This window comes from Streptomyces sp. 5K101, assembly GCF_046506645.1.
Lineage (GTDB): Bacteria > Actinomycetota > Actinomycetes > Streptomycetales > Streptomycetaceae > Streptomyces.
On the sequence record NZ_JBKFFO010000020.1, the window covers coordinates 62,110 to 88,515 of the forward strand.

Sequence of the window (26,406 nt, forward strand, 5' to 3'; positions counted from 1 at the left end):
TGTTCGTCTTTGAACATCGGGGAGCGGTGTGTTTACGGTCTGAACCGCTCGCCATCGCGGGCACCGTCGACCGTCACGCCGAATCCTGCCGTCGGTCGGGGGGAACAGTCGTCGCTCAGTGCGCCGAAGGCAGGAGCGGGGGACCCAAGGTAGGTGCCGGTCCCGGCCGTCGAGCACGACGGCCGTGAACGGCTTGGGGTGGAGCCGCGCGCAACGACGCGCGGCCGGGCAACTCTTCCGGCCCGAACCCGACAGCTCACCTCGCAGGCGTCGGTGAGGAGAAGCTCCATGCTGCGTTCCGGCAAGGCCACGCACCGCCGCTCGACCGTTGTCCGTCGGACGGTTCGTCTCGCCACGCTCGCCGGCGTCGCCGGTGCCGCCATCGCGGCCCCGATGCTCGGCGCCACTGCGGCGTCCGCCGCCACCGCCTCCGAGTGGGACGCGGTCGCCCAGTGCGAGTCCGGTGGCAACTGGTCCATCAACACCGGCAACGGCTACTACGGCGGCCTGCAGTTCTCCGCCTCCACCTGGGCGGCCTACGGCGGCACCGCCTACGCCCCGTCCGCCGACCAGGCCTCCAAGTCCCAGCAGATCGCGATAGCCGAGAAGGTCCTCGCCGGCCAGGGCAAGGGCGCCTGGCCGAGCTGTGGCGTGGGCCTCTCCAGCACCCCCTACAACGGTGGCTCCGCCGAGCCGGCGCAGCCCGCCGCCGAGCCGGCCGAGAAGCGCGCCGAGGCCCCGACCACCCGCTCCGAGCGCGCCGAGGCCCCCGCGCCGCAGAAGACCGCGGCGACCTTCAAGAAGGGTGAGGGCGAGTACAAGGTCAAGCCCGGGGACACCCTGGGCAAGATCGCCGAGGCCGAGAAGGTCAAGGGCGGCTGGAAGAAGCTGTTCGACCTCAACAAGGACATCATCGAGGACGCCGATGTCATCCACCCGGGCCAGCAGCTCCACCTGAGCTGACCCGCCCGCCGTCCGCGGGCCCGCGCACCGTCCGGGCCCGTACCGTCCGCCGCCTCAGCGCTGACGGGTTCCGAGCACCCCGGTCCGGCGCTGCTTCCCCCGTAAGCGCCGGGCCGGGGTTCGGTCGTGAAGGGCTCGCGAAGGGCCCCTCAGGGTCTTGCCAAGGGCTCCGCACAGCCCTGCCGAGGTGCCGCGCAGCGCCTTACCTACGGGTAGCTTGGGGGTCTTTTGTCCGGCACGCCCAGCGTTCATGCCCTTTTTCGTCCCACGGGGCGGGCATCGGCCGGCCTTTGCCCCCGAGACGGTTAGGCTCTTGTCGCAAGGCCAAGCAGACCTCTGCACATATCTCGCGTCACATCCCAGAAGGAGATGCTCGTGCCGTCCATCGACGTCGTCGTAGCCCGGGAAATCCTGGACTCCCGAGGCAACCCCACGGTCGAGGTCGAGGTTGGCCTCGACGACGGCAGCACGGGTCGTGCTGCTGTTCCGTCCGGCGCCTCCACCGGTGCGTTCGAGGCCATTGAGCTCCGCGACGGTGACCAGAACCGCTACCAGGGCAAGGGCGTCGAGAAGGCCGTCCTCGCCGTCATCGAGCAGATCGGCCCGGAGCTCGTCGGCTACGACGCCACCGAGCAGCGCCTGATCGACCAGGCGATGTTCGACCTGGACGCCACCGACAACAAGGCGTCGCTCGGCGCCAACGCCATCCTCGGCGTCTCCCTCGCCGTCGCGCACGCCGCCTCCGAGGCGTCCGACCTGCCGCTCTTCCGCTACCTGGGCGGCCCGAACGCGCACCTGCTGCCCGTTCCGATGATGAACATCCTGAACGGCGGCTCGCACGCCGACTCCAACGTGGACATCCAGGAGTTCATGATCGCGCCGATCGGTGCGGAGTCCTTCTCCGAGGCCCTGCGCTGGGGCACCGAGGTCTACCACACCCTCAAGAAGGTGCTGAAGACCAAGGGCCTGTCCACCGGCCTCGGCGACGAGGGCGGCTTCGCGCCGAACCTCGACTCCAACCGCGCCGCCCTCGACCTCATCCTCGAGGCCATCAAGGAGGCCGGCTACGCCCCGGGCAAGGACATCGCGCTCGCGCTGGACGTCGCCGCGTCCGAGTTCTACAAGGACGGCGTGTACGAGTTCGAGGGCAAGGCCCGCTCGGCCGCCGAGATGACCGAGTACTACGAGGAGCTCGTCGCCTCCTACCCACTGGTCTCCATCGAGGACCCGCTGTTCGAGGACGACTGGGCCGGCTGGAAGGTCATCACCGACAAGCTCGGCTCCAAGGTCCAGCTCGTCGGCGACGACCTGTTCGTCACCAACCCGGAGCGCCTGGCCCGCGGCATCGAGGAGGGCACCGCCAACGCCCTGCTCGTCAAGGTCAACCAGATCGGTTCGCTGACCGAGACCCTGGACGCCGTCGAGCTCGCCCAGCGCAACGGCTTCAAGTGCATGATGTCCCACCGCTCCGGCGAGACCGAGGACGTCACCATCGCCGACCTGGCCGTCGCCACCAACTGCGGCCAGATCAAGACCGGCGCCCCGGCCCGCTCCGAGCGCGTCGCCAAGTACAACCAGCTGCTGCGCATCGAGGAGATCCTCGACGACGCCGCGGTGTACGCCGGCCGCTCCGCGTTCCCGCGCTTCAAGGGCTGACGCCCCCGCCTCCGTACGTCCCCGGCCCCGGTCCCGTACCGTGTCCGGGGACGTACGCGTGTGAAGGGGAGGCGAGAGGGATGGCACGCAGGCCGGAACCGGAGCGGTTCTCCACCGCGACCAGACTGCGGCTGCTCGGCGAGCAGACGGCCGCCCGCGTCTACCGGTCGCAGAGCCGCCGCCAGGCCCGCCGCTCCCGGCTCACCGGCCGGGCCGCGTTCCTCGCCCTGGTCGTCTGCTCCCTGGTGGTCGCCCTCGCCTACCCGATGCGTCAGTACGTCTCCCAGCGCGCCGAGATCGCCGAGCAGGAACGCCGGATGGCCGACGCCCGCGAGCAGGTCGAGAGGCTCCGGGACGAGAAGGCGCGCCTCCAGGACGACATGTACATCCGGCGCCTCGCCCGTGATCACCTGCACTACGTGCTCCCGGGCGAGACCGGCTACACGGTGATCGACCCCGAGACCGCCGAGGAACGCCGCGAGGACGAGGGTGCGGCGGACCGGCCCTGGTACTCGAACGTGTGGAACGGCGTGGACCGCGCCGACCGCACGTAGCCCCCCGACAGCGAACCCAGCAGCGAACCCGTAGCGAACACAGCAGCAAGGCAGGCATGGAAACCCCTCCTCCCACCACCGAGCACACCGAGCCGACCGACGCGGACATCACCGCGTTCGAGCAGCAGCTCGGCCGGCCGCCGCGCGGGCTGCGCGCCATCGCGCACCGCTGCCCCTGCGGGCAGCCCGATGTCGTCGAGACCTCGCCCCGTCTTCCGGACGGGACGCCCTTCCCCACGCTGTACTACCTGACCTGCCCGCGCGCCGCGTCCGCGATCGGCACGCTGGAAGCCAACGGCGTCATGAAGGAGATGCAGGCCCGGCTGGCCACGGACCCCGAGCTGGCCGCCGCCTACCGCGCCGCGCACGAGGACTACATCGCGCGCCGCGACGCGATCGAGGTGCTGCAGGGTTTCCCCAGCGCGGGCGGCATGCCCGACCGGGTCAAGTGTCTGCACGTCCTGGTCGGCCACTCGCTCGCGGCGGGCCCCGGCGTGAACCCGCTGGGGGACGAGGCGATCGCGATGCTGCCCGAGTGGTGGCGCAAGGGCCCGTGCGTGACCGGGCGCGTCACGGAGGAGGACGACCAGTGACCCGCGTCGCCGCCATCGACTGCGGCACCAACTCCATCCGGCTCCTCGTCGCCGACGTCGACCCGGAGTCCGGCAGCCTGGTCGACCTCGACCGGCGGATGATCATCGTCCGGCTGGGGCAGGGTGTCGACCGCACCGGCCGGCTCGCCCCCGAGGCACTGGAGCGGACGTTCGCGGCCTGCCGCGAGTACGCCGCCGTCATCAAGGAGCTCGGCGCCGAGACCGTACGCTTCGTCGCCACGTCCGCCTCCCGGGACGCCGAGAACCGCGACGACTTCGTCCGCGGCGTCCTCGACATCCTCGGCGTCGAGCCGGAGGTCATCACCGGCGACCAGGAGGCCGAGTTCTCCTTCACCGGCGCCACCCGCTCGCTCGCCGGGCGCACCGACCTGGACAAGCCGTACCTCGTCGTCGACATCGGCGGGGGTTCGACCGAGTTCGTGGTCGGCGAGGAGCATGCGCGCGCCGCCCGGTCGGTCGACATCGGCTGCGTACGGATGACGGAGCGGCACGCGCCGAGCAGCCCCGCCACGCCCGAGCAGATCGCGGCGATCCGCGCCGACATCGAGGCCGCGCTGGACCTCGCGGCACAGACCGTCCCGATCGACGAGGCCCGCACCCTGGTCGGCCTCGCCGGCTCCGTGACCACGGTGGCCGGGATCGCCCTCGGCCTCGACACCTACGACTCGGCCCGGATCCACCACTCGCGGATCTCCTACGAGCAGGTCGAGGAGGTCACGACGATGCTGCTGAACGCGACGCACGACGAGCGCGCGGCGATCGGCGTGATGCACCCCGGCCGGGTCGACGTCATCCAGGCCGGGGCGCTCGTCCTGCTCACGATCATGCAGCGCATCGGCGCGCGCGAGGTCGTCGTCAGCGAGCACGACATCCTCGACGGCATCGCCTACAAGGCGGCCGAAGGCTGGTTCTGAGGTGTCTCAGGCCGGCGGGGCGGGGGTCAGCACGACGAACTCCGCCCCCGCAGGGTCGTTGCACACCGCCAGCCGGCCGACGCCCTCCGCGTCCTCCGGGCCCATCGAGACCGACCCGCCGTTCTCCCGTACGACGGCGACCGTGGCGTCGCAGTCCACCGAGCCGAAGACGGGGTGCCAGTACGGCTTCGCGTCCCCCGACTCGAACATGCCGGGTACGGCCATGAGGCCGCCGAACATCCGCTCCGGCGGATGGTCCTTCGGGGTCAGCAACGTGTACGTGCCGCCCCCGCCGCCCGGGAGTTCCATGTCCTGCCCGCTCCAGCCGAAGACCGTGCCGTAGAAGGTCTGGGCGGCCGTCGCGTCGTTCGTGTACAGCTCGACCCAGCCGAGGCTGCCCGGGGTGTCCGCGACCTCGATGCCCGGGTAGCTGCCGGGCTGCCACACGGCGAACTGGGCGCCCTGCGGGTCGGTGAGCTGCGCGAACCGGCCCTCCTCCGAGGCCTCGGACGGCGCGGTGCGGACGGAGCCGCCCGCCTGTTCCACGGTTTTCACGGTGGCCTCGATGTCGGGGGTGTGGAAGTAGACCATCCAGGCCGCGCGGGCGCCTTCCTCGGTGAGCGGCCCGATCGCGCCGACCACCCTGCCGTCGAGGCGCAGGGCCTTGTAGTCGCTCGCCTCCGCGCCGAACGGATGCGCCTCCCAGCCGAAGACGGCGTTGTAGAAGGCCGCCGCCGCCGGGACGTCGCGGGTGCCCAGGTCGATCCAGCACGGGGAGCCGGGGACGAAGTCGGTCGTGATCATGATCGGTTCTCTCTCTCCGGGGCTGTGGCTCAGGGCTCGTCGCACACGTTTTTCAGCCTGGCAGCATGCGCCACCCGTCGCGCGCGGAACGGCCGGGAACCATCCCCATGGGGCTTTCGCAGGCCGGCTGCGCACTCGTCGGAGCGTCCTGGGGAGCGCCCGCCGGGAAAGTTCGTGAAGTTCTTCACAAGGAATTCGGCCCCGATGGGCGCTCCGGAGCCCCGAAACCCTGTCTTCACCCGCCTGTTGGGCGTTCTACAGCAGTTTCCAAGGCGTTCGGTATGCGTTGCCCGCAAAGGGAAAGGAGGAGTGGTTCCCCCGCCGCGAAGGCTTAGGGGCCAGCTCACGAGGGGTGGGCAACGTCTTCCGATACAGGGTGGTTCCCGTACCTCGCCATGACCTCGGTCACGTGGGCGGCGCAGTGTAGCAGAGCACACCCCAGTGCTTGTGAAGGGGCTCACGAGCACCCCCTCCGAGGGGGGTGGATACTCGATGGCATGAGCACCACGGAGCGTCCCAGGATCCTCGTTGTAGGCGGTGGGTACGTAGGCCTGTACGCGGCACGTCGCATCCTGAAGAAGATGCGCTACGGCGAGGCGACCGTCACGGTCGTCGACCCGCGCTCGTACATGACGTACCAGCCCTTCCTCCCCGAAGCTGCCGCCGGCAGCATCTCGCCTCGGCATGTCGTCGTCCCGCTGCGACGCGTGCTGCCCAAGGCGGAGGTTCTCACCGGCCGGGTCACGACCATCGACCAGGACCGCAAGGTCGCCACCGTCTCCCCGCTGGTCGGCGAGGCGTACGAGCTGCCCTTCGACTACCTGGTCATCGCGCTCGGCGCGATCTCCCGCACCTTCCCGATCCCCGGCCTCGCCGAGCAGGGCATCGGTATGAAGGGCATCGAGGAGGCCATCGGACTGCGCAACCACGTCCTCGAGCAGCTCGACAAGGCCGACTCGACGACGGACGAGGAGGTCCGCCGCAAGGCGCTGACCTTCGTCTTCGTGGGCGGCGGCTTCGCCGGCGCCGAGACCATCGGCGAGGTGGAGGACCTGGCCCGCGACGCGGCCAAGTACTACACCAACGTCAAGCGCGAGGACATGCGCTTCATCCTCGTCGACGCCGCCGACAAGATCCTTCCCGAGGTCGGCCCCAAGCTGGGCAAGTACGGCAAGGAGCACCTGGAGGCCCGTGGGGTCGAGATCTACCTCTCCACCTCCATGGACTCCTGCGTCGACGGCCACGTGGTGCTCAAGAACGGCCTCGAGGTCGACTCCAACACCATCGTGTGGACGGCCGGCGTGAAGCCCAACCCGGCGCTCGCCCGTTACGGCCTGCCTCTCGGCCCCCGCGGCCACGTCGACTGCAACGAGACCCTCCAGGTCAACGGCACGGACTACATCTGGGCCGCCGGCGACAACGCCCAGGTCCCGGACGTGGCCGCTCGCAAGGCCGGCGTCGAGAACGCCTGGTGCCCGCCGAACGCCCAGCACGCGCTGCGCCAGGCCAAGGTCCTCGGCGACAACGTGATCTCCGGGATGCGCGGCTTCCCGCAGAAGACGTACGAGCACGCGAACAAGGGTGCGGTCGCCGGTCTCGGCCTGCACAAGGGCGTCGCGATGATCGTCATGGGCAAGATGAAGATCAAGCTCAAGGGCCGGCTCGCCTGGTACATGCACCGTGGCTACCACGGCCTGGCCATGCCGACCTGGAACCGCAAGATCCGCGTCTTCGCCGACTGGACGCTCGCGATGTTCCTCAAGCGCGAGGTCGTCTCCCTCGGTGCGATGGAGACGCCGCGCGAGGAGTTCTACGAGGCCGCCAAGCCGGCCCCGGTCGTGGCGAAGCCGGAGGCCGAGAAGGCCAAGGCGTCGTAACGACACCGCGTTGCCCGAAGGGGCCGCCCGCCATCCGTGGTGCGGGCGGCCCCTTCGGCGTTCCCGGCCTTCCTGCCGATGCACGCCGGTGTGCGGCGCGGGCATTTTGCCTGTGCATTGCGTAGTGGCGGGAAGTACAGAGAGTGGGCATCGTGTTGTCGGAAGCGGAGCGTTCCGCGGAAACCACCGTCACGGAGGTGTGCGCCATGGCCGACGCCGCGCTGCGGCTGACCACTCTTGCCGAGGAAGTGCTGGGAGCCCCGCTCCCGGTACGCATCCGGGCCTGGGACGGCAGCGAGTCCGGTCCGCCGGACGCGCCCGTCGTCGTCGTGCGCCACCGGCGGGCGCTGCGGCGGCTGTTGTGGCGGCCGGGCGAGCTCGGCCTGGCCCGCGCGTGGGTCGCCGGCGAGATCGACGTCGACGGGGACCTCTACGAGGCGCTCGACCGGCTGGCCGGGCTCGTGTGGGAACGCGAGCCGGATGCGGCCCCCGCCGTGCACCCGTTGCGCGACCCCAGGCTGCGGGCCGCCGCCCGGGGACTGCTGAAGCTCGGCGGCGCGCTTCCCCCGCCGGCCGCCCCCGCCGAGGAGGTGCGGCGCCGCACCGGCCCCCTGCACACCAAGCGGCGCGACAAGGAGGCCATCAGCCACCACTACGACGTCGGCAACGACTTCTACGAGCTGGTGCTCGGCCCGTCGATGGTCTACTCGTGCGCGTACTGGGACGAGGGCGAGGGCACCCTGGAGGACGCCCAGCGCGACAAGCTCGACCTGGTCTGCCGCAAGCTGGGGCTGGCGAAGGGCGACCGGCTGCTCGACGTGGGCTGCGGCTGGGGTTCGATGGCGATCCACGCGGCGCGCGAGTACGGCGCGCAGGTCACGGGCATCACGCTGTCCCGCGAGCAGGCCGCCTACGCGCGCAAGCGGATCGCCGACGAGGGGCTGACGGACCGGATCGAGATCCGCGTTCAGGACTACCGTGACGTCAGGGACGGGCCGTACGACGCGATTTCCTCCATCGGCATGGCGGAACACGTCGGCCAGGTCCGCTACCGCGAGTACGCCGACCGGCTCCTGTCGCTGCTGAAGCCGGGCGGCCGGCTGCTCAACCACCAGATCGCGCGTCGTCCGGAGGCGGACGAAGCGGCGTACCACGTCGACGAGTTCATCGACCGGTACGTCTTCCCCGACGGAGAACTGGCCCCACTCGGCCGTACGGTCGCCACGCTGGAGGAGGCGGGCTTCGAGGTCCGCGACGTGGAGGCGATCCGCGAGCACTACGCCCGCACGCTGCGGGCCTGGGTCGCCAACCTGGAGGCGTCCTGGCCCCGCGCGTCCGGCCTGACGTCCCGTGGCCGGGCGCGCGTGTGGCGTTTGTACATGGCGGCATCGGCGGTGTCGTTCGAACGGAACCGGATCGGAGTCAACCAGATCCTGGCGGTCCGGACGCCGACGACGGGCGAGTCGGGTCTGCGCCCGCGGACGCGGGACTGGCGGGGCTGAGGTCGGGGGCGGGGTAGCCGCTGCGCGGGGCCGTTTCCCCTCCCCGCGCAGCGGCCACCCCGCCCCACCTACTCCGTCTTGATCGCCGTCAGCATGTTCAGCCGCGCCGCACTCCGCGCCGGCCACATCGCCGCCAGCACACCCACCACACCGGCCAGCAGCAGGAAGATCCCGATCCGGTCCCACGGCAGGATCAGCGCGTAGCCGGGAATCTGCGCGCGGATCGTCTCGCCGATCGCCCAGGCCAGGAAGGCGCCCAGGCCCACACCGATCACGGCGCCGAACACCGAGATCACCACCGCCTCCAGGCGGATCATCCGCTTCACCCGCCCGCGGTCGAGGCCGATCGCGCGCAGCATGCCGATCTCCTGCTGGCGCTCGAACACCGACATGGCCAGCGTGTTGATCACACCGAGCACCGCGATGATCAGGGCCATCGCGAGCAGGCCGTACATGATGTTCAGCGCCGTGTTGATAAAGCCGCCGAACATGTTCCGGATGTCCTGCTGGTCCATGACGCTCATGGCCGGGTTGTCGCCGAGCGCGTCCACCAGCGCCTGCTCGTTCGCCTCGCTCGCACCGCCGTCCATCGCGACCCAGATCTCGGGGATGAACGGCTTGGTCTCGTACGGGGCCACCAGGTCGGTCGACACCAGCACCGGCGAGAGGAACTCGTTCCCCTGGTAGACCGCGCCGATCCGCACGTTCTTCTCCTCCGGCTTGTCCATGTCGCCGAAGTTCGCCGGCAGCGTGTCACCGACCTTGTAGCCGTTGGACCTGGCCGTGTCCTCGGCGACCGCGATCTCGCCCTTGGCGAGCGTCGCGAGCGACCCGGACACCGTCTTCAGGTCGAAGACCTGCTCCACCGCGCCGGGGGTGACCGCCGACGCCGAGTGCAACGTGCCCTTGATCTCCAGCGACGTCGACTGCTGCGGCGAGACCGCGCTGACGCCCTTCGCCTTGCGGATCGCCTCGAGCGCCGACTGGTCCAGGGCGCCGCCGCTCGCCATCGAGACCAGGTAGTCGGCCCGGATGTTGTCCGTCGTCATCTTGTCGACGGCCCGGCCCATCGTCGCGCCGAGCACCGACAGACCGGTGACCAGCGTCAGGCCGATGGCCAGCGCGGAGGCGGTGGCACCGGTACGGCGCGGGTTGCGGACCGCGTTCTGTCCGGCCAGCTTGCCCGACACCCCGAACACCTTGTGCAGCAGCGGGCGGGCCAGGGCGATGACCGGCCGCGACAGCAGCGGGATCAGGATGATGACGCCGACGAGGGCGAAGAAGGCGCCGGCGGCGATGAGCATCCGGCCGTCCTTGCCGACCGCCGCGCCACCGAGGATGCCGGCCGCGCCGAGCAGGGTGACGGCGCCGCCGATGCTGTTCCGCAGGACGAGCGACTTGGTCGTCGCGACCGCGTGCACGCTGCTCATCGCCGCGACCGGCGCGATCTTCGCGGCACGGCGGGCGGGCAGCCACGCCGCCAGCATCGTGATCAGGACACCGACACCGAACGCCGCGGCGAAAGCGGTCGGGGACACCACCAGCGGACCGGCCGGCACCTTCGCGCCGAACGCGCTCATCGCGGACCGCAGCCCCGTCGCGAGGCCGAGGCCGAGGACGAAGCCGACCACCGAGGCGACCGCTCCGACGACCATGGCCTCGAGGATGACCGAGCGCTTGACCTGGCGGCGGGAGGCGCCGACGGCGCGCAGCAGCGCCAGCTCCTTGGTGCGCTGGGCGACGAGCATGGTGAAGGTGTTGGCGATCAGGAAGACGCCGACGAACAGGGCGATGGCCGCGAAGGCGAGGAGCATCGTGTTGAGGTTCGACAGGCCGCTCTCGATCTGCCGGGCCTGGTCGTCCGCGAGCTGCGTGCCGGTTCGGGCATCGGCGTCCTCGGGCAGCAGGGGCTCGACCGCGTCGAGGATCCGGGCGTCGGACGCGCCCGCGGCGGCGGTGACGGTGACGTCCTTGTAGTAGCCGGGCTGCAGGTAGAGCTTCTGCGCCACGGCGGTGTCGAACAGGACCAGGCTGCCGCCCGCGTTCACCGCGCCGTCCTCGGTGGTGAACACACCGGCGAGGGTGTACTCCTTCACCGGACCGTTGGTGGCGACGCGCACGGTGTCGCCGACCTTGTACGCGCCCTTCGCCGCGGAGTCCTTGTCGAGGGCGATCTCGCCGGCCGCCCTCGGGCCCGTGCCGTCGGTGAAGTAGTACGCCGGGTCCGCACCGTCCTTGCCGGGGGCGAAGTTGGCCCCGGTGTTGGACCAGCCGTTGCCGATGAGCTTGCCGTCCTGGTCGGCGACCCCGGCGAAGCCGGAGACCCGTCCGGTGGCTCCGGCCACGCCGTCGAGGGCCCGGATCTTCTCCAGGGTCCTGTCGTCGATGCCGGCATTCTTCCGGCTGTCGTCCGGGTCGGCGTACGTGGTGACGGCGACCGCGACGTCGTCGTAGCTCTTGGCGGACTGCTTGCGGTAGGCGTTGCCGAGGGTGTCGGTGAAGACCAGAGTGCCGGAGACGAAGGCCACGCCGAGCATCACGGCGAGCACGGTCATCAGCAGCCTGGCCTTGTGCGCGAGCACATTGCGCAGGGCGGTACGGAACATGGTGTGTCCTGGGAGTGGGCCGGCGCACGGCGAACGAGCCCGGCGGGCTCGGTCACGGGCCGGACGATGACAACAGGAGATCAGAGGCTCAGGCGCGCGGTGCGTCGCCGCACACCCGGGGCGCGGGGCCGGTCGTACGGCCCGCCGGGCGGGGGAGCGTCAGCTCGTGCGGCCCTTGGCGTCGAACGCCTTCATCCGGTCGAGCACCCCGTCGGCGCTCGGGCTCAGCATCTCGTCGACGATCCGCCCGTCCGCCAGGAAGATCACGCGGTCGGCGTAGGAGGCGGCCACCGGGTCGTGCGTGACCATGACGATGGTCTGGCCGAGTTCGCGCACCGAGTTCCGCAGGAAGCCCAGCACCTCGGCACCGGAGCGCGAGTCGAGGTTGCCGGTCGGCTCGTCACCGAAGATGATCTCGGGCCGGGAGGCCAGGGCGCGGGCCACGGCCACGCGCTGCTGCTGGCCGCCGGACAGCTGAGCCGGGCGGTGCCCGAGCCGGTCGCGCAGACCGACCATCTCGATGACGCGCTGCACCCACTCCTTGTCGGGCCTGCGGCCCGCGATGTCCATGGGGAGCGTGATGTTCTCCTGCGCGGTCAGCGTCGGCAGCAGGTTGAACGCCTGGAAGATGAAGCCGATCTTGTCGCGGCGCAGCTGGGTCAGCTGCTTGTCCTTGAGGGAGCCGAGTTCGATGTCGCCGATGCGCACGGAGCCGGAGCTGAACGTGTCGAGGCCGGCGACGCAGTGCATCAGCGTCGACTTGCCGGAGCCCGAGGGCCCCATGATCGCGGTGAACTCCGCCTGGCGGAAGTCGACGCTCACCCGGTCGAGCGCGACCACCTGGGTCTCGCCCTGTCCGTACACCTTGGACAGGTCCGTGGCGCGGGCGGCCACGGCGGTGGCGCGGTGAGCGATGGGCGTGGTGGTCACGAGAAGGGCTCCTGTCGGCCTTGTGCTGCGAGGACCACCCCATCGTGTCGCCCGTCCGGCCGCGAATCGTCACTCCCGAAGCCCGTTCCCGGGGCCCTCTCCGGTCGGACCGGGCGGCGTGCTCGTCATCCTTGGGGATGACGGCGCCCCTGAGTCCGGGCGGGGACGGGGGCTGAGTCCGGGCGGAGCGGGGACCGGTGCCGACCTGACATACGCGTCCGGCAGTTTTCCGTCATTCCGGAGGCCGCGCGCGGGTGGGCGGTACCCCTGTGCTGTGGGTACGAACACCCATGTACCAGCACTGACGGACCCTCAGGCGCCAATAAAATAAGACAACATCGGGCCATCGTCGCCGATGTCGGTTCGATCTCCACCGATAGGCTCGTGTGCCAACGCGGAGCCGCGTACACGCCCGGATGGTGGAATGCAGACACGGCGAGCTTAAACCTCGCTGCCCCTCGGGGCGTGCCGGTTCGAGTCCGGCTCCGGGCACACCTGAGCCTCGGTACCGGTCCCGCAGCCGCCCGGCCACCGGCCCGGCGGCCCTCAGGTACGTCACGATCTCGGAAAGATCCTCCCCGAGCACTAGGGTGTTCGCTTTGCTTCCCCATTACTCTTGACTTCTAGGCCGCGCACGGTGGCCAAGGAGGAGTGAGATGAGGAGCAGCAACCCGGTCTTCTCGCGACGGGGCTTCAGCCGCGACAACGGCTACGCGGGCTTCAACGCCCAGCAGCCGCAGGCCGGGGGCCCCGCCGTTGGAACGAACCCCTATGCACAGGGCGCGGGCAACCCGTACGCCACCAACCCCTACGCTCCGGCCGGCACGCAGTTCGGGGCCCCGCCGCAGGCTCCGGCCCGCGCGGGCGTGATGACGATCGACGACGTCGTCACCCGCACCGCCATGACCCTCGGCACGGTCGTGCTCACCGCGATCCTGTCCTGGGTGCTGCTGCCGGTCGACCCGGCGAACATCGGCGCGTCGTACGGCATCGCCATCGGCGCGGCTCTGGTCGCGATGGTGCTGGCGCTCGTCCAGTCCTTCAAGCGCAAGGCATCGCCCGCGCTGATCCTGCTGTACGCCGCGTTCGAGGGCGTCTTCCTCGGCGTGATCTCCAGCGCGGTCTCCACGTACATCGCGGACGGCGTGGTCGCCCAGGCGGTGCTCGGCACGATGGCGGTCTTCGCCGGCGTGCTCATCGCGTACAAGATGCGCTGGATCCGTGTCACGCGCCGTTTCTACGGCTTCGTGATGGCGGCGGCGATGGGCTTCATCCTGCTGATGGTGGCGAACCTGCTCTTCTCCGTCTTCGGCGGCGGTGACGGCCTCGGCTTCCGTACCGGCGGCCTCGGCATCCTGTTCGGTGTCATCGGCGTCATCCTCGGTGCCTGCTTCCTCGCCCTGGACTTCAAGCAGGTCGAGGACGGCATCGCGTACGGCGCCCCGCGCGAGGAGTCCTGGCTGGCGGCCTTCGGCCTCACCCTGACCCTGGTGTGGATCTACCTGGAGATGCTGCGTCTGCTGTCGATCCTGCAGGGCGACGACTGACCCAGGCCGGCCCGTGCGGCACGCGCACGAAGGGCCCGCCCGGCACTCGCCGGGCGGGCCCTTTCCGTTGCTCGTGCGCGATTCCGTCGAAGCCGCTACTGCAGCTTGCGCGCGGCGCGCCTCAGATCGTACTCATGGATGATCGCTTTGGCCTGGCCGTACGAGAGGTTGTGTTCGCCGCGGAGCCAGCTGACCTTCTCCTCGAAGCGGAAGAGCGACGGACCTTCTTCGACGGTGCGCAGCCAGTCGGAGATCTCACGACCGGTGCACTCGGGGATTCGGGAGAGCAGATTTCGATGGGTCTCTTCGGAGAAGACTTGGGACATCGGCGCCTCCGGACGATTGCGCGTGTGCTCTTCACGCCACCGTGCCTGAGGGTTCGCGTATTGGCAACAGTCCAGCAAGGGCGCGTAGGGTCACGGCGTGCTTGATACGAGTGAACTGATCACTGTCGGTGAGCGATTCGCGGACCGGCTTCGGGCGGCCCCGCAGAGCCGTCTCCAGCGTGGCGCGGCGGCGGAGGGACTGGCCCTGGCCAGGGAATTGTCGGTGCGGGCGCAGCGACTGGAGGACCCGTCGAACGAGCCGGTGATCATGCCCGACGAGGGCGTTTTCGCGGTCGCGGACCAGTTGATGGTGGCGGTCCGTGACATGGCAGAGGCCCTGCGGGTCACTCCCGCGGGGCCCGAACAAGTTGACGCCGCGGTCGTCCTCGTACAGGAGGCCGCGGCGCGGTCGGGGCTCTAGGGGCGCTCGGCGGACCGGGCCCGGCGGAGCCTCAGTGCGAGGCGATCACGCGGTCCGCGAGGATGTAGACGCTCTCCTCGCCGCAGGTGAAGGTCAGGGCGTACGCACCCGAGACGCCGGAACCGCCCAGCAGCACGGGCGCCTGGCCCGCGCGCAGCGCCTCCGCGAGGCGTTCGGCGGTCTCACGGTGGCCGGGCGTCATGCACAGCGTCGTCCCGTCGGCGAACACGTACACGTCGAGCGTCCCCAGCGGGCCCGGCCGGACGTCGGCCAGCTCGGTGCCGGTCTCGGCCAGCTCCTCGAGCCGCGCGACCGTGCGCTCGTGGTCGGTGACCACCGGCGTCTGGACCGGGACGAAGTCGGGGTGCGAGGGGTGGCGGCGGCGGGCGGCGGCCAGCTCGGGGGAGTCCTCGGCGAACTCCGTCATCTCCGGCAGGTCCGCCATGTCGTCGAGCGCCTCCACGGCGTCCAGGTCCATGGCCTCCAGGCCCACGAAGTCGGCCTGGCGGGGCACGTAGAACGGCGGGATGTCGTCCCCGGCGCCGGTGAGGCCGCCGAACAGCGGCGCGGAGCCGTCGCCGGCGTAGCGGGCGGAGGCGTCCGCCGCGTCCCGGGCCTCCTGCGCCGCCCAGAAGGCGCGCGCCTCGGCCAGCTCGCGCTCCCGCTCCTCGGCCAGCGCCTCGGCGACCGCCGCGCGTATCTCGGCGGTGTCGCCGGAGCGCGCCGCGGGTACGGAGGGGGTGCGGCCGGGCCCGTACGACGCGGCGAGGTCGTCGCGCAGGGCGGCGACCTGCTTGCGGAGTCCGTGGGCGGCGTGCAGGGCAGCGGCGCCCACGGCCGTGGCGGCGGCCGTGGTCAGCAGCAGGGCAAGAGACATGGCGCTCACTGACGTACTCCCGGTTTCACTCGATACCCCCGACTTCCTACCTCAGCTTGCGATGAGCTCGCGCCCCCTGTCAGTGCATTACGTCACGAATTGGACAGGACTTTGTGCCGTGGGTTTAGCCGGGAAATGGGCTTGACCAGCTAAAAGGCTCTCCCCCAGGAGATAGGTCACATCCTGGGGGAGATTGCGTCACGAACTGAGATCCACGGCGCGTAGACCCACGGCCCGGGTGAGGCCCGTGGTGGCCCCTACCCTCCGCTCCGGCTCAGCTCAGCCGCTCGATTCCTTGGTCGCGCTGAGCCTCGCCACCGCTGCGGGCTGGGGGTACCCCCGGCCGGAGGCTGGGGGAGTGCCGCCTCGTTCCTCGGCGGCCCCTACCCTCCGCTCCGGCTCAGCTCAGCCGCTCGATGACCATCGCCATGCCCTGGCCGCCGCCCACGCACATCGTCTCCAGGCCGAACTGCTTGTCGTGGAACTGGAGGCTGTTGATCAGCGTGCCGGTGATGCGGGCGCCGGTCATGCCGAAGGGGTGACCGACCGCGATCGCGCCGCCGTTGACGTTGACCTTGTCCAGGTCGAAGCCGAGGTCGCGGTAGGACGGGATGACCTGCGCCGCGAACGCCTCGTTGATCTCGACCAGGTCGATGTCGGACGTCGTCAGGCCCGCGCGCTGCAGGGCCTGCTTCGACGCCTCGACCGGGCCGAGGCCCATGATCTCGGGCGAGAGGCCGGAGACGCCGGTGGAGACGATGCGGGCCAGCGGGGTCAGGCCGAGCTCGCGTGCCTTGGTGTCGCTCATGATGACGAGCGCGGCGGCGCCGTCGTTGAGCGGGCAGCAGTTGCCCGCGGTGACGAGGCCGTCGGGGCGGAAGACGGGCTTGAGGCCCTGCACGCCCTCCAGCGTGACGCCGGCGCGCGGGCCGTCGTCCTTGCTGACGACCGTGCCGTCGGGGGTCGTGACGGGGGTGATCTCGCGCTCCCAGAAGCCGTTCTTGATGGCTTCCTCGGCGAGGTTCTGCGAGCGCACGCCGAACTCGTCCATGTCCTGGCGGGTCACGCCCTTCCAGCGGGCCAGGTTCTCGGCGGTCTGGCCCATGGCGATGTACGCGTCCGGGACGAGGCCGTCCTCGCGCGGGTCGTGCCACGTGGAGCCCTCGGACTCCGCGACCGCGGCCGTGCGGGCCTCGGCCTCGGCGAAGAACGGGTTGTGCGTATCCGGCAGGCTGTCGGAGTTGCCCTTCACGAAGCGCGACACCATCTCGACGCCCGCCGAGACGAAGACGTCGCCCTCGCCCGCCTTGATGGCGTGCAGCGCCATGCGCGAGGTCTGCAGGGACGAGGAGCAGTAGCGGGTGACGGTGCAGCCCGGCAGGTGGTCCATGCCCATCTGCACGGCGACGATACGGCCCAGGTTGTTGCCCTGCTCGCCACCGGGCAGGCCGCAGCCGAGCATCAGGTCGTCGATGTCGCGGGGGTCCAGCTCGGGCACCTTGGCGAGGGCGGCCTGGATGATCGTGGCGGTGAGGTCGTCGGGCCGCAGCTCCTTCAGGGAGCCCTTGAAGGCCCGGCCGATGGGCGAACGGGCGGCAGAGACGATCACGGCTTCGGGCATCACGGCTCCATGAGGGAAGGAAGGACGGGCAGGGTGACTGACTGGAAGCTACCCGTAGGTACCGGCTCGGTCACCGTACGGGCCGTGTGATGCGGGACTCACTTTCTAAGCGCTTGTTCACCCTCCAGTGTACGCCCGTCAGTCCGTCTCCACCCGGGCCTCCGCAGGCTCCCTGTCGGGTGTCGGCGGCACCTCCGCCGCCGGGAGACGGCGGCGCCTGCGGTGCTTGAGCAGCGCCCAGGGCGCCCGTGCGCCCGTGACCTCGGTACCCGCCTCGGCGGCGGCGGTCGCCGCCGCACGCGCCACGGGCAGCATGTCCTCGTCGCGGTCCACGTCGAGAACGTCGGTCTCCGGCCACAGGCCGAGCGCCGCGCACAGGGTCGGCAGCATCGCCATGGCGGCCGTGGCGTACCCCTCGGCGGAGGGGTGGTAGTTGTCCGCGCCGAACATCTCGCGCGGGTTCGCCGCGAACTCGGGGCCGAGCAGGTCGCCCAGCGAGACCGTGCGCCCGCCCTGCTCCACCACGACGATGGTCTGCGCGGCGGCCAGCTGCCGTGACACCCGGCGGGCCAGCCAGCGCAGCGGCTGGTACACCGGCTCGATCGTGCCCAGGTCCGGGCACGTGCCGACCACCACCTCCGCCCCCGCCGTCCGCAGCCGGCGCACCGCGGATGCCAGGTAGCGCACCGATTGCGTCGGCGGCATCCGGTGCGTGACGTCGTTCGCGCCGATCATGATCACGCACACGTCGGGGGTCCGCGTGCGGTCCGCGAGGAGCTGGGTCACCTGCCGCTCCAGGTCGTCCGACTGGGCGCCCGGCAGCGCGATGTTGCGGACCTCGACCGGCCGCTCGGCCACCGCCGCGAGCCCCGAGGCCAGCAGCGCCCCCGGTGTCTGCCCTGCCCTGCGCACGCCCTGGCCGGCTGCGGTCGAGTCCCCGAGGACCGCGAGGTACAGCGGGTCGTCCCGGCCGAAGGCCATCCCGTACAGGCCGTTGCCCCGTGGGGGGATGGGTGCCGTGCCCCCGCCGACCGAGCGCTTCGCCAGCTGGACCTCCGCCAGGAGCACGCCCACCGCCGCCGCACCGATCAGGCCGATACCGCCTCCGCCGTACGCCGCACCCGCCGCGATGCGCCTGGCCACCCTCGCCCTCGACACAGCCACCTCCTCGCGGCCCTCGCAGGCCGCCGTCTTGCCGTACAACAGCTAACTGCCCCGCAGCCGGTGTCGCCCAATCCAGCGCCCATCCGGCATACGCTGGCCGCACCATCACGGAGACCCCGGAGAACACTGTGCGTATCCACAACTCGATGATCAGCCTCGTCGGCGACACCCCGCTGGTGAAGCTGAACCACGTGACCGCAGGCATTTCGGCCACCGTCCTCGCCAAGGTCGAGTACTTCAACCCCGGCGGGTCGGTGAAGGACCGCATCGCCCTGCGGATGATCGAGGCGGCCGAGCAGAGCGGCGAACTGCAGCCCGGCGGCACCATCGTCGAGCCGACCAGCGGGAACACGGGCGTCGGGCTCGCGATCGTGGCCCAGCAGAAGGGCTACAAGTGCATCTTCGTGTGCCCTGACAAGGTGTCCACGGACAAGATCAACGTGCTGCGCGCGTACGGCGCCGAGGTCGTCGTGTGCCCCACCGCGGTGGACCCCGAGCACCCGGACTCGTACTACAACGTCTCCGACCGTCTCGTGCGCGAGACCCCCGGCGCCTGGAAGCCGGACCAGTACTCCAACCCGAACAACCCGCGCTCGCACTACGAGACCACCGGTCCCGAGCTGTGGGAGCAGACGGAGGGGAAGATCACCCACTTCGTCGCGGGCGTCGGCACCGGCGGCACCATCTCCGGCACCGGCCGCTACCTCAAGGAGGTCAGTGACGGCAAGGTACGGATCATCGGCGCCGACCCCGAGGGCTCGGTGTACTCCGGCGGCTCCGGCCGCCCCTACCTCGTCGAGGGCGTCGGCGAGGACTTCTGGCCGAGCGCCTACGACCGGACCGTCACCGACGAGATCGTCGCCGTGTCCGACAAGGACTCCTTCCAGATGACCCGCCGCCTCGCCAAGGAGGAGGGCCTGCTCGTCGGCGGCTCCTGCGGCATGGCGGTCGTCGCCGCCCTGCGCGTCGCCGAGCGGCTCGGCCCGGACGACGTCGTGGTCGTCCTGCTCCCCGACAGCGGCCGTGGCTACCTGTCGAAAATCTTCAACGACGAGTGGATGGCCGACTACGGCTTCCTGGAGGAGACGGGCTCGGCGACCGTGGGGGACGTGCTGCGCCACAAGGAGGGCGGCGCCATCCCCAGCCTGGTGCACATGCACCCGGAGGAGACCGTCGGCCAGGCCGTCGAGGTGCTGCGCGAGTACGGCGTGTCGCAGATGCCGATCGTCAAGCCGGGCGCCGGTCACCCGGACGTGATGGCCGCCGAGGTCATCGGCTCGGTGGTGGAGCGCGAGCTGCTCGACGCCCTGTTCACCCAGCGCGCCTCCCTGCACGACCCGTTGGAGAAGCACATGTCCGCGCCGCTGCCCCAGGTGGGCTCGGGCGAGCCCGTCGCCGACCTGATGTCGGTGCTCGGCGACATCGCGGACGCGGCGATCGTGCTGGTCGAGGGCAAGCCGACCGGTGTGGTGAGCCGTCAGGACCTGCTGGCCTTCCTGGCGAACGACGCCAAGTGACCGGCGGCCGTAAGCCTTTCGCGTAAACGGTACGAGCGCGACACGTTCGCGCAGCACCCGCTTAACACACGTCCGGCACATTGGTGGGCGTCGGCAGGGGGACCGGGCAGGTAACCCGGCCGGCGCCCAGCGGCGTCGAGGACTTCCGGAGCGGCTCCCGGACCCCTGGACGCCCCGGACGCGGAGACCGGCCCTGACCCGGTCCGTGTCCTTCGCGGGGACCGCCGTCGTCCCGCCCCCCGGCTCGCCGGGGGTGCGGCGGTCCCCGCGCCATCCTTCCCGGCCCGGCCCGGCCGCGTCGCCCGTGAACGCCGCGTCATTGCAGCCAGCCCTCCTCCCTCAGACGGTCGAGGAACGGCGGGACGTCCGCGGCCACCGGAGCGCCCGGGAAGCGTGCGGCCAGCTCGTCGACGATCGCGTGCACCGTGCGGGTCCCGTCGCACAGCCCGACGACGTCAGCGGCCTTGCCGGTGAGGACGACGACACGTTCGGGAAGGACGAGGAGATCCTCGCCCCGCAACCGGTCGTGGCGGCGCACGATGACGCGGGAGAGGGCCGGCTGCCAGCCGGCCGACGGCGACGCCTTCACGACCCCTCCGGGCAGTGCTCATGGGCCACCGCGTCGAGGAGCGACCACAGGACGTCGCACGCGAAGCGGAGCGCCGCCACGGCGCGTTCCTGGTCCTTGCGGGTGTACGCCCAGGAGAGGACGAGACGGAGTGCCTCGGCGCCGTCCCGCCGGCTCTGGGGGACGCGGGAGCGGAAATAGGCGAGGCCGTCCGGATCGATCCACGGGTAGTGGCGTTCGAAGGCCGCGACCCGGGTGCGTATCAGGTCCGGGGCGGACAGTTCGGTCAACGAGGCGGCCACGGCTTCGAGGGGCGGGCGCAGCCGGCAGAAGTTCACGTAGCCATCCACGGCGAGCCGTACGCCCGGCAGCACGGTGTCGCCGCGCAGCAGCGTCTCGCGGTCCAGGCCGGCCGCCTCACCCAGCCGGAGCCACCGCTCGATGCCGCCCTCGCCCTCTTCCAGTCCGTCGTGGTCCTGGATGCGGCGCAGCCACATGCGGCGCAGCGCGGGTGTGGGCAGCTTGGCGGTGATCAGCGCGTCCTTGACGGGGAGGTGACGTTGGTAGTGGAAGCGGTTGGCGATCCAGCAGCGCAACTCGGCCTGGCTGAGCGCGCCGCTGTGCATACGGATGTTGAAGGCGTGGCGGTCGTGGTAGCGCTCCTCGGGCACCGCGCGGAGCCGTGACTCGAACTCCTCGGTGCTCCAGGGGGCGTCGCCGACCGGGGTGAGCAGCGTGGTCACCACTCGATCACCATCCCGTCGTAGGCCACCTCGATGCCCGGGCCGGCGAGCCGCTGGTGCCGCGGTGCCGCCGGGTCGACGAGGGGGTCGGTGTTGTTGAGGTGGGCGTACCGCGTACCTGCGGCAGCATGGCGCCGGCTAGAGGGAGTCGCCGTAGTCGCCGGTGACGTCGGGCGAGGTGTCGACCTCCGCGTGGCCGGGGGTCTCCCAGGTGGTCTCGTCCGCCGGCTCCGCGGCCTGCTCCGTGAGCTCCTCGGCTTCGTTCATGGTCGTGCCTGCCTTTCCGGTGCGGTGGGTGGGGGACCTGCGTGACGGTGACGCTCGTGCGAGGCGTCGGGGGCGGGCGTGCCGGGGCGGGCGGGGTGAGCTGTCCGCGTGCGGTGCGTCCGCGCCGGGACCGGAGCGGCGGACGACGCGCCGCGACCTTCTGTTACGAAGTCTTGACGCGTCGCACCCGGCCGACCAGTCGGATTCACCCGTAAGGGCCGCCTTGCCCCTCCGCCGCGCGGCTGCATATGGTCATGCAGAGTTCTTGGTGACTGAATAGACGGGGCCGGACAAGGGGGATGGCATGAACGACAGCCCTGCGGCACGGCTGCAGTTGCTCTTCGAGGGGCACCGCCTCACCCCCACCCAGCGGCGCATCGCGCACAGCATGGTCCGCCGGGCCGGGGACGTGCCGTTCCTGTCCAGCGTGGAGCTCGCCGAGCTCGCGGGTGTCAGCCAGCCGTCGGTCACCCGCTTCGCCGTCGCCCTCGGCTTCGACGGCTACCCGGCGCTGCGCCGGCACCTGCGTGAGGTCGCCCCGCCGGAGGCCGTCGCGCACGAGGACACGAGCAACGAGTACCAGCAGGCGGTCCAGGCCGAGATCGAGAACCTGCGGCAGCTGGCCGAGATGCTCGCCGACCCCTCCCTCGTGGAGCGCGCCGGGCGGCTGCTCGCCGCCTCCCGCCCGCTGCCGGTGCTCGGACTGCGCGCCGCGTCCTCGCAGGCCCGCGGCTTCGCGTACTTCGCCGCCAAGGTCCACCCCGACGTCCGCCTCCTCGACGAGGGCGGCTCGATGCTCGCCGACCGCATCGACTCCGCGCGGCGGGCCGGGGCGAGCGCGCTGCTGTGCTTCGCTCTGCCGCGCCACCCCAAGGAGGTCGTCGCGGCGCTGGAGTACGCGCGGGCGGCCGGGCTGAAGGTGGTGACCGTCGCGGACTCGGCGTTCGCGCCGGTCGCGGCCCACAGCGACCTGCTGATCCCCGCCGCCGTGGGTACGGGCCTCGCCTTCGACACGGCGTGCGCCCCCATGCTGCTCGGCCGCGTGCTGCTGGAGGCCATGTGCGACGGCCTCCCGGACGCGCAGGCGCGGCTCGAGGACTTCGACGCGCAGGCGGCGGAGCGGGGCCTGTTCGTGGAGTAGGCACGGCCCGGTGACGGACCGTTTCTCAGGAACCGCTCAGAAACGGCCGCTACCCTCCCGCCCCAACGGAACTCGGCGGAAGGGAACGGGCAGTGGGGCGCGGGGCGCAGTCGTTGGCGCGGGTGGCGGTGACGGTACGGGCGGGGGCGGCGCCCCTGTGGTGGCTCGGCGTCCTCGCCGCGGGGATCGGCACCCTGGTCCCCGGGCTCACCGGCCGCCGCATCGGGGCCCTCGCCGGCGCGGCGGGCTTCCTCGTGGCCTTCGCCGTCGTCGCGCTCGTACGCCGCCGCCGCTACACCCACCTGGCGGACTGCGCCACGCGCGCGGGACGCCACGACGTGCTCCAGGACCGGCGTGTCACGCTGCGCCTGCGGTGGCGCGCGCACCGCTGGTGGCTGCTGCTCGCCTTCCTGACCGCGGTGGGCACGTCGTTCGCCGTGCCGGTGGCGGGCGGCGCGCTGCTCGCCGGCGCGGGCGCGGGGCTGTGGGCCAAGGCACTGTGGATCGGCCGGCGGGAGCGCGCGGACGAGACCCTGCTGTGGCTGCGTACGGACTGGGTGGCGCAGGGACCGGTCGGCAAGCGGGTCAAGGGCTTTCGCACCACCGGGATCGCGGCGGGCGACGCCGCGCCCGGCGGGGCGCGGCGCCGGGGCTGACGGCGGGGGCGGCGGCTCAGTCCTCCGGCCGGAACCTGAGCACCAGCTTGTTCACGCCCCACAGCAGGATGCCGATGCCGATGAGCACCCCGGCCCGGATGTAGACGTCCGCCGCGCGGTCGGCGAGCGGGCTGGCCAGGATCACGGCCGTGATCGCGCCGAGCACCGGCAGGATCGTCGGCGTACGGAAGTGCTCGTGCTCCACGCGGTCCTTGCGCAGCACGAGCACAGCCACGTTGACGACCGCGAACACGCACAGCAGCAGGAACGCGGTCGTGTCGCCGAGCCCCTCGATCTCGCCCGTGGACACCAGCCCGATGGCGATCAGCGTCACGAAGACGATGCCGGTGACCGGGGTGCGGCGGTGCCGCAGCACCTTGCCCATGCCGCGGGGCAGGACCTTCTCGTTGGCCAGGCCGTAGCACAGCCGGGACGCCATCATGATGTTGATCAGCGCGGAGTTGGTGACCGCGAACAGCGCGATGAGGGCGAACAGTTTCGGCGGGAAGTCGACTCCGCCCGCTTTGACGACCTCCAGCAGTGGCCCGCTGGACTTCTCCAGGGTGCGGTAGTCCACCAGCAGCGACGACACCAGCGCGACGAGCACGTAGACCGTGCCGGTGACCGCGACGCCGGTGAAGATCGCGCGGGGGAAGGTACGCACCGGGTCGTGCGTCTCCTCCGCCATGTTGACCGAGTCCTCGAACCCGACGAAGGCGAAGAACCCGAGCGCGGTGGCGCCCAGCACGCCGGTGATCAGCGCGTAGCCCGTGCCCGACGCCTCGAACTCGCCCAGCCGGGACGGCTCCCCGTCACCGGTGATCACCGCCCAGGCGCCGATCGCGAGGATCACGAGCAGGCCGGTGAGCTCGACGAGCGTCAGCACCACGTTGGTCTTCACGGATTCCGACACGCCGCGCAGGGCGAGCGAGGCGAGGGCGAGGACGAAGGCGATCGCGATGACGGTGGGCGGGATCGCGTCGGTGAACTCCTGGAAGTAGTCCCCGCTGAAGGCGCGGGCCGCGGCGCTCGCGGACGACAGGCCCGAGGACATCACCATAAAGGCGACGATGAAGGTCAGGAACGGCACCTTGAACGCCTTCTGCGTGTACAGCGCGGCACCGGCCGCCTTCGGGTACTTCCCGACCAGTTCGACGTACGACGCGGCCGTCAGGATGGCGACCACGAAGCCGATGGCGAACGGAAGCCACAGGGCGCCGCCGACCTTGCCCGCCACCTTGCCGGTGGTGGCGTAGATGCCGGTCCCGAGGATGTCGCCGATCACGAAGAGGATCAGCAGCTTCGGCCCGATCGCCCGCTTGAGCGGAGGGGACCCGTCCGGTGTTCCGGTGGACGCCGGCGCAGATGTGCTCATGAGACACCTTTCCCGTGGATCCGACCGTTCCCGACGGAACAGTTTCTGCCCTGCGGGACGGCCGTGATGCCTGTGGACGGCCGGGACGCGGGTGGTGGGCCCGCCTGGCCTACAACAGCGCGCCCGGATCGGCGCCGCCCGATTCCGCCACGATCTCGTCGAGGGTCTGCGCGGCCCGTACCAGGCTGAAGCGGACACCGTCGGGGCCGGTGGTGAAGCCGTGCACGGCGGTCCTGGGCAGGCTGTTGTAGCCGTAGTGGCTGGAGAAGTAGTACGCGCCGGTGTCCAGCGCCGCGATCACGTCACCCTGCTCCAGCAGCGGCAGGGCCCGCTTCTCGGCGAGCAGGTCACCGGCGAAGCAGGCCGGTCCCGCGATGTCCTGTGCCACGTCCGGCCCCGGCTTCGGCAGGCCCTTGGCGTCGTACGCGGCGATCCGCAGCGGCCAGGACACCGGGTCGTAGACGGTGCGGGTGGCGACCTGGACACCGGCGTGCGTGACGGCGATGGGACGGCCGCCGGCGGACTTGGCGTACTCGACACGGGCGAGGACCAGGCCGTGCTTGGCGACCAGGGAGCGGCCGAACTCGGTGACCAGGCCGTAGCGCCCGTCGAAGAGGCCCGGGACGTGATCCTTCAGCCGCCGCGCGTACGCGGCGAACGTCGGCGTGTGCTCGTCGGAGGCGAAGTTGACCGGGAGGCCGCCGCCGATGTCGATCGTGTCGACCTGGCGGCGGCCGGCCACCGCGTTGATCTCCTCGGCGAGTTCGTAGACGGCGAGGACGCCCTGGGCCATGCGCGCGAGCGGCATGCCCTGGGAACCGGAGTGGGTGTGCAGACGGGTCAGCCACGGGCGTTCCGCGTAGGCGCGCACGACCGCTTCCCGGGCGCCCGCGTCGGCGAGCGCGAAGCCGAACTTGGACGTGGCCGTGGCCGTCGACAGCGCGCCGATCGAGCCGCCGCCCACCTGCGGATTGACGCGCAGGCCCAGCGGGGACGCGCTCGGCTCGTCGGCCATCAGGGCGTCGATGCGCCACAGCTCCTGGAAGTTGTCCGCGTTGACCGCGATCCCCAGGGCGAGGGCCTCGCGCAGTTCGGCGCCGGTCTTGGCGGGGGAGTCGAGCACGGTCAGGCCGGGCGGCAGGCCGGCGGCCCGGGCGAGCGCCAGTTCGCCGGGGCTCGCGACCTCCGCGCCGATGCCCTCGGCGTGCAGGAGGGCGAGGACCGGCACCAGCGGTGCGGCCTTCACGGCGAAGGCGTGCAGCACGGGGGCGTCGGTGACGGCGGCGAACGCGTCACGCAGGGCGGCGGCCGAGGAACGGACGCCCGCCACGTCGATCAGGGCGGTCATGGGCTCGGCCTCGGACAGAAGTCCCTGCTCCACGGCCGCTCGCACGGCCAGGTCCCGACGGTCGGCGGTCACGTCCCCTGTCACGTCCGCAGTCATGGTGTTCAGCCAATCACCCGGCGGGTCGCGCCGCAGCTGTTGACTAAAACTATTCAGCGATACAGGATGTGAATAGAAGATCCCACACCCAGGTAATCGCAGTCGCAGTCGTCGTCGCTGTCGCGAGGAGGCATCGCCATGTCAGGACCCCGCCCCGTTCGGGCACCGCGCGGTACGGAGCTGAGCGCTCTGGGCTGGCAGCAGGAGGCCGCTTTGCGGATGCTGCAGAACAATCTGGATCCGGAGGTGGCGGAGCATCCGGACAAGCTGGTGGTGTACGGGGGGACGGGGAAGGCGGCGCGGGACTGGCGTTCGTTCG

The 26,406-nt window shown here is 71.2% G+C and carries 24 protein-coding genes, 1 tRNA gene, 1 pseudogene and 1 riboswitch; of the genes and pseudogenes, 14 read left to right on the top strand and 12 right to left on the bottom strand.

The window, feature by feature from the left end; all coding sequences use genetic code 11:
- Positions 1–111 precede the first annotated feature (111 nt).
- Positions 112–285: riboswitch (cyclic di-AMP (ydaO/yuaA leader) on the top strand.
- 3 nt (positions 286–288) lie between these two features.
- The 5 genes from ACLB9X_RS28920 to ACLB9X_RS28940 all read left to right on the top strand — a co-directional run bounded on the left by ACLB9X_RS28920 (position 289) and on the right by ACLB9X_RS28940 (position 4,701).
- Positions 289–963 (top strand): transglycosylase family protein, encoded by a 675-nt coding sequence (locus tag ACLB9X_RS28920; RefSeq protein WP_410363364.1) that lies wholly within the window; start codon positions 289–291, stop codon positions 961–963.
- Positions 964–1,332: 369 nt separating this feature from the next.
- Positions 1,333–2,619 carry a phosphopyruvate hydratase gene (gene eno, locus ACLB9X_RS28925; RefSeq protein WP_410363365.1) on the top strand — a complete coding sequence of 429 codons (1,287 nt, stop codon included), beginning with the start codon at positions 1,333–1,335 and terminating at the stop codon, positions 2,617–2,619.
- Between the two features lie 80 nt (positions 2,620–2,699).
- A complete protein-coding gene (locus ACLB9X_RS28930) occupies positions 2,700–3,173 on the top strand; it encodes an FtsB family cell division protein (RefSeq protein WP_410363366.1) in 474 nt (157 codons plus the stop codon).
- A 56-nt stretch (positions 3,174–3,229) separates the two neighbouring features.
- The gene (locus ACLB9X_RS28935; protein ID WP_410363367.1) at positions 3,230–3,766 is read left to right on the top strand and encodes a DUF501 domain-containing protein; all 537 of its coding nucleotides are present in this window, start codon (positions 3,230–3,232) and stop codon (positions 3,764–3,766) included.
- Complete coding sequence (locus ACLB9X_RS28940; protein WP_410363368.1) at positions 3,763–4,701, top strand: exopolyphosphatase; 939 nt, start codon at positions 3,763–3,765, stop codon at positions 4,699–4,701. Before ACLB9X_RS28935 ends, ACLB9X_RS28940 begins: the two co-directional genes overlap by 4 nt.
- A 6-nt stretch (positions 4,702–4,707) precedes the next feature.
- On the opposite strand, the gene ACLB9X_RS28945 is transcribed toward ACLB9X_RS28940, so the two are convergent.
- Entirely contained in the window at positions 4,708–5,505 is a 798-nt protein-coding gene (locus tag ACLB9X_RS28945; protein ID WP_410363369.1) for a VOC family protein, read from the bottom strand.
- Between the two features lie 497 nt (positions 5,506–6,002).
- Here ACLB9X_RS28945 and ACLB9X_RS28950 point away from each other — a divergent pair, with 497 nt between their 5' ends.
- Both ACLB9X_RS28950 and ACLB9X_RS28955 read left to right on the top strand, forming a co-directional pair.
- Positions 6,003–7,382, top strand: coding sequence for an NAD(P)/FAD-dependent oxidoreductase (locus tag ACLB9X_RS28950; protein WP_410363370.1), 1,380 nt, complete (start codon positions 6,003–6,005; stop codon positions 7,380–7,382).
- Between the two features lie 206 nt (positions 7,383–7,588).
- Positions 7,589–8,884, top strand: coding sequence for a class I SAM-dependent methyltransferase (locus ACLB9X_RS28955; RefSeq protein ID WP_410363387.1), 1,296 nt, complete (start codon positions 7,589–7,591; stop codon positions 8,882–8,884).
- Positions 8,885–8,952: 68 nt separating this feature from the next.
- Here ACLB9X_RS28955 and ACLB9X_RS28960 read toward each other — a convergent pair whose 3' ends face one another.
- Together ACLB9X_RS28960 and ACLB9X_RS28965 are read right to left on the bottom strand one after the other, a co-directional pair.
- Positions 8,953–11,490, bottom strand: coding sequence for an ABC transporter permease (locus ACLB9X_RS28960; protein WP_410363371.1), 2,538 nt, complete (start codon positions 11,488–11,490; stop codon positions 8,953–8,955).
- A gap of 159 nt (positions 11,491–11,649) precedes the next feature.
- Positions 11,650–12,420, bottom strand: a complete 771-nt coding sequence (locus ACLB9X_RS28965; RefSeq protein WP_410363372.1) for an ABC transporter ATP-binding protein — start codon at positions 12,418–12,420, stop codon at positions 11,650–11,652.
- A gap of 410 nt (positions 12,421–12,830) precedes the next feature.
- Between ACLB9X_RS28965 and ACLB9X_RS28970 the strand changes: the two genes are divergently transcribed.
- Positions 12,831–12,912 (top strand) — tRNA-Leu (locus tag ACLB9X_RS28970).
- 164 nt (positions 12,913–13,076) lie between these two features.
- Entirely contained in the window at positions 13,077–13,967 is an 891-nt protein-coding gene (locus ACLB9X_RS28975; RefSeq protein WP_410363373.1) for a Bax inhibitor-1/YccA family protein, read from the top strand.
- 95 nt (positions 13,968–14,062) lie between these two features.
- Here the strand turns inward: ACLB9X_RS28975 and ACLB9X_RS28980 are convergent, their stop codons facing one another.
- Positions 14,063–14,293 (bottom strand): DUF4287 domain-containing protein, encoded by a 231-nt coding sequence (locus ACLB9X_RS28980; protein ID WP_392327748.1) that lies wholly within the window; start codon positions 14,291–14,293, stop codon positions 14,063–14,065.
- Between the two features lie 97 nt (positions 14,294–14,390).
- Between ACLB9X_RS28980 and ACLB9X_RS28985 the strand changes: the two genes are divergently transcribed.
- Complete coding sequence (locus tag ACLB9X_RS28985; protein WP_410363374.1) at positions 14,391–14,714, top strand: hypothetical protein; 324 nt, start codon at positions 14,391–14,393, stop codon at positions 14,712–14,714.
- A gap of 31 nt (positions 14,715–14,745) precedes the next feature.
- On the opposite strand, the gene ACLB9X_RS28990 is transcribed toward ACLB9X_RS28985, so the two are convergent.
- From ACLB9X_RS28990 to ACLB9X_RS29000, 3 genes are all read right to left on the bottom strand, one after another.
- Positions 14,746–15,600: a hypothetical protein gene (locus ACLB9X_RS28990; protein ID WP_410363375.1), complete on the bottom strand. Its 855-nt coding sequence runs from the start codon at positions 15,598–15,600 to the stop codon at positions 14,746–14,748.
- Between the two features lie 391 nt (positions 15,601–15,991).
- On the bottom strand, positions 15,992–17,212 hold the full coding sequence (locus ACLB9X_RS28995) for an acetyl-CoA C-acetyltransferase (protein ID WP_410363376.1): 1,221 nt from the start codon (positions 17,210–17,212) through the stop codon (positions 15,992–15,994).
- Positions 17,213–17,350: 138 nt separating this feature from the next.
- Entirely contained in the window at positions 17,351–18,355 is a 1,005-nt protein-coding gene (locus ACLB9X_RS29000) for an SGNH/GDSL hydrolase family protein (RefSeq protein WP_410363388.1), read from the bottom strand.
- A gap of 149 nt (positions 18,356–18,504) precedes the next feature.
- On the opposite strand from ACLB9X_RS29000, the gene ACLB9X_RS29005 reads away from it, so the two are divergent.
- Positions 18,505–19,893 carry a cystathionine beta-synthase gene (locus ACLB9X_RS29005; RefSeq protein ID WP_410363377.1) on the top strand — a complete coding sequence of 463 codons (1,389 nt, stop codon included), beginning with the start codon at positions 18,505–18,507 and terminating at the stop codon, positions 19,891–19,893.
- A gap of 316 nt (positions 19,894–20,209) precedes the next feature.
- On the opposite strand, the gene pqqD is transcribed toward ACLB9X_RS29005, so the two are convergent.
- The 3 genes from pqqD to ACLB9X_RS29020 form a co-directional block, all read right to left on the bottom strand.
- Positions 20,210–20,482, bottom strand: a complete 273-nt coding sequence (pqqD, locus tag ACLB9X_RS29010) for a pyrroloquinoline quinone biosynthesis peptide chaperone PqqD (RefSeq protein ID WP_410363378.1) — start codon at positions 20,480–20,482, stop codon at positions 20,210–20,212.
- Positions 20,479–21,207 (bottom strand): pyrroloquinoline-quinone synthase PqqC, encoded by a 729-nt coding sequence (pqqC, locus tag ACLB9X_RS29015; RefSeq protein ID WP_410363379.1) that lies wholly within the window; start codon positions 21,205–21,207, stop codon positions 20,479–20,481. The genes pqqD and pqqC overlap by 4 nt, the downstream gene beginning before the upstream one ends.
- A 135-nt stretch (positions 21,208–21,342) precedes the next feature.
- Positions 21,343–21,471, bottom strand: coding sequence for a pyrroloquinoline quinone precursor peptide PqqA (locus ACLB9X_RS29020; RefSeq protein ID WP_410363380.1), 129 nt, complete (start codon positions 21,469–21,471; stop codon positions 21,343–21,345).
- A gap of 304 nt (positions 21,472–21,775) precedes the next feature.
- Between ACLB9X_RS29020 and ACLB9X_RS29025 the strand changes: the two genes are divergently transcribed.
- Together ACLB9X_RS29025 and ACLB9X_RS29030 are read left to right on the top strand one after the other, a co-directional pair.
- Entirely contained in the window at positions 21,776–22,612 is an 837-nt protein-coding gene (locus tag ACLB9X_RS29025; protein WP_410363381.1) for a MurR/RpiR family transcriptional regulator, read from the top strand.
- 92 nt (positions 22,613–22,704) lie between these two features.
- Entirely contained in the window at positions 22,705–23,268 is a 564-nt protein-coding gene (locus tag ACLB9X_RS29030; RefSeq protein WP_410363382.1) for a hypothetical protein, read from the top strand.
- 16 nt (positions 23,269–23,284) lie between these two features.
- Here the strand turns inward: ACLB9X_RS29030 and ACLB9X_RS29035 are convergent, their stop codons facing one another.
- Together ACLB9X_RS29035 and ACLB9X_RS29040 are read right to left on the bottom strand one after the other, a co-directional pair.
- A complete protein-coding gene (locus ACLB9X_RS29035) occupies positions 23,285–24,643 on the bottom strand; it encodes an APC family permease (RefSeq protein WP_410363383.1) in 1,359 nt (452 codons plus the stop codon).
- A gap of 109 nt (positions 24,644–24,752) precedes the next feature.
- Complete coding sequence (locus ACLB9X_RS29040) at positions 24,753–26,087, bottom strand: diaminopimelate decarboxylase (RefSeq protein WP_410363384.1); 1,335 nt, start codon at positions 26,085–26,087, stop codon at positions 24,753–24,755.
- Between the two features lie 138 nt (positions 26,088–26,225).
- Here ACLB9X_RS29040 and ACLB9X_RS29045 point away from each other — a divergent pair.
- A pseudogene (locus ACLB9X_RS29045) lies at positions 26,226–26,406 on the top strand (urocanate hydratase); the annotation flags it as partial.

What these genes read in the sequence shown, in the direction of transcription:
- ACLB9X_RS28920 (WP_410363364.1), top strand. Translation starts at nt 289, where the DNA reads ATGCTGCGTTCCGGCAAGGCCACGCACCGCCGCTCGACCGTTGTCCGT.
- eno (WP_410363365.1), top strand. Translation starts at nt 1,333, where the DNA reads ATGCTCGTGCCGTCCATCGACGTCGTCGTAGCCCGGGAAATCCTGGAC.
- ACLB9X_RS28930 (WP_410363366.1), top strand. Translation starts at nt 2,700, where the DNA reads ATGGCACGCAGGCCGGAACCGGAGCGGTTCTCCACCGCGACCAGACTG.
- ACLB9X_RS28935 (WP_410363367.1), top strand. Translation starts at nt 3,230, where the DNA reads ATGGAAACCCCTCCTCCCACCACCGAGCACACCGAGCCGACCGACGCG.
- ACLB9X_RS28945 (WP_410363369.1), bottom strand. Translation starts at nt 5,505, where the DNA reads ATGATCACGACCGACTTCGTCCCCGGCTCCCCGTGCTGGATCGACCTG.
- ACLB9X_RS28950 (WP_410363370.1), top strand. Translation starts at nt 6,003, where the DNA reads ATGAGCACCACGGAGCGTCCCAGGATCCTCGTTGTAGGCGGTGGGTAC.
- ACLB9X_RS28955 (WP_410363387.1), top strand. Translation starts at nt 7,589, where the DNA reads ATGGCCGACGCCGCGCTGCGGCTGACCACTCTTGCCGAGGAAGTGCTG.
- ACLB9X_RS28960 (WP_410363371.1), bottom strand. Translation starts at nt 11,490, where the DNA reads ATGTTCCGTACCGCCCTGCGCAATGTGCTCGCGCACAAGGCCAGGCTG.
- ACLB9X_RS28975 (WP_410363373.1), top strand. Translation starts at nt 13,077, where the DNA reads ATGAGGAGCAGCAACCCGGTCTTCTCGCGACGGGGCTTCAGCCGCGAC.
- ACLB9X_RS28980 (WP_392327748.1), bottom strand. Translation starts at nt 14,293, where the DNA reads ATGTCCCAAGTCTTCTCCGAAGAGACCCATCGAAATCTGCTCTCCCGA.
- ACLB9X_RS28995 (WP_410363376.1), bottom strand. Translation starts at nt 17,212, where the DNA reads ATGCCCGAAGCCGTGATCGTCTCTGCCGCCCGTTCGCCCATCGGCCGG.
- ACLB9X_RS29020 (WP_410363380.1), bottom strand. Translation starts at nt 21,471, where the DNA reads ATGAACGAAGCCGAGGAGCTCACGGAGCAGGCCGCGGAGCCGGCGGAC.
- ACLB9X_RS29025 (WP_410363381.1), top strand. Translation starts at nt 21,776, where the DNA reads ATGAACGACAGCCCTGCGGCACGGCTGCAGTTGCTCTTCGAGGGGCAC.
- ACLB9X_RS29035 (WP_410363383.1), bottom strand. Translation starts at nt 24,643, where the DNA reads ATGAGCACATCTGCGCCGGCGTCCACCGGAACACCGGACGGGTCCCCT.
- ACLB9X_RS29040 (WP_410363384.1), bottom strand. Translation starts at nt 26,087, where the DNA reads ATGACTGCGGACGTGACAGGGGACGTGACCGCCGACCGTCGGGACCTG.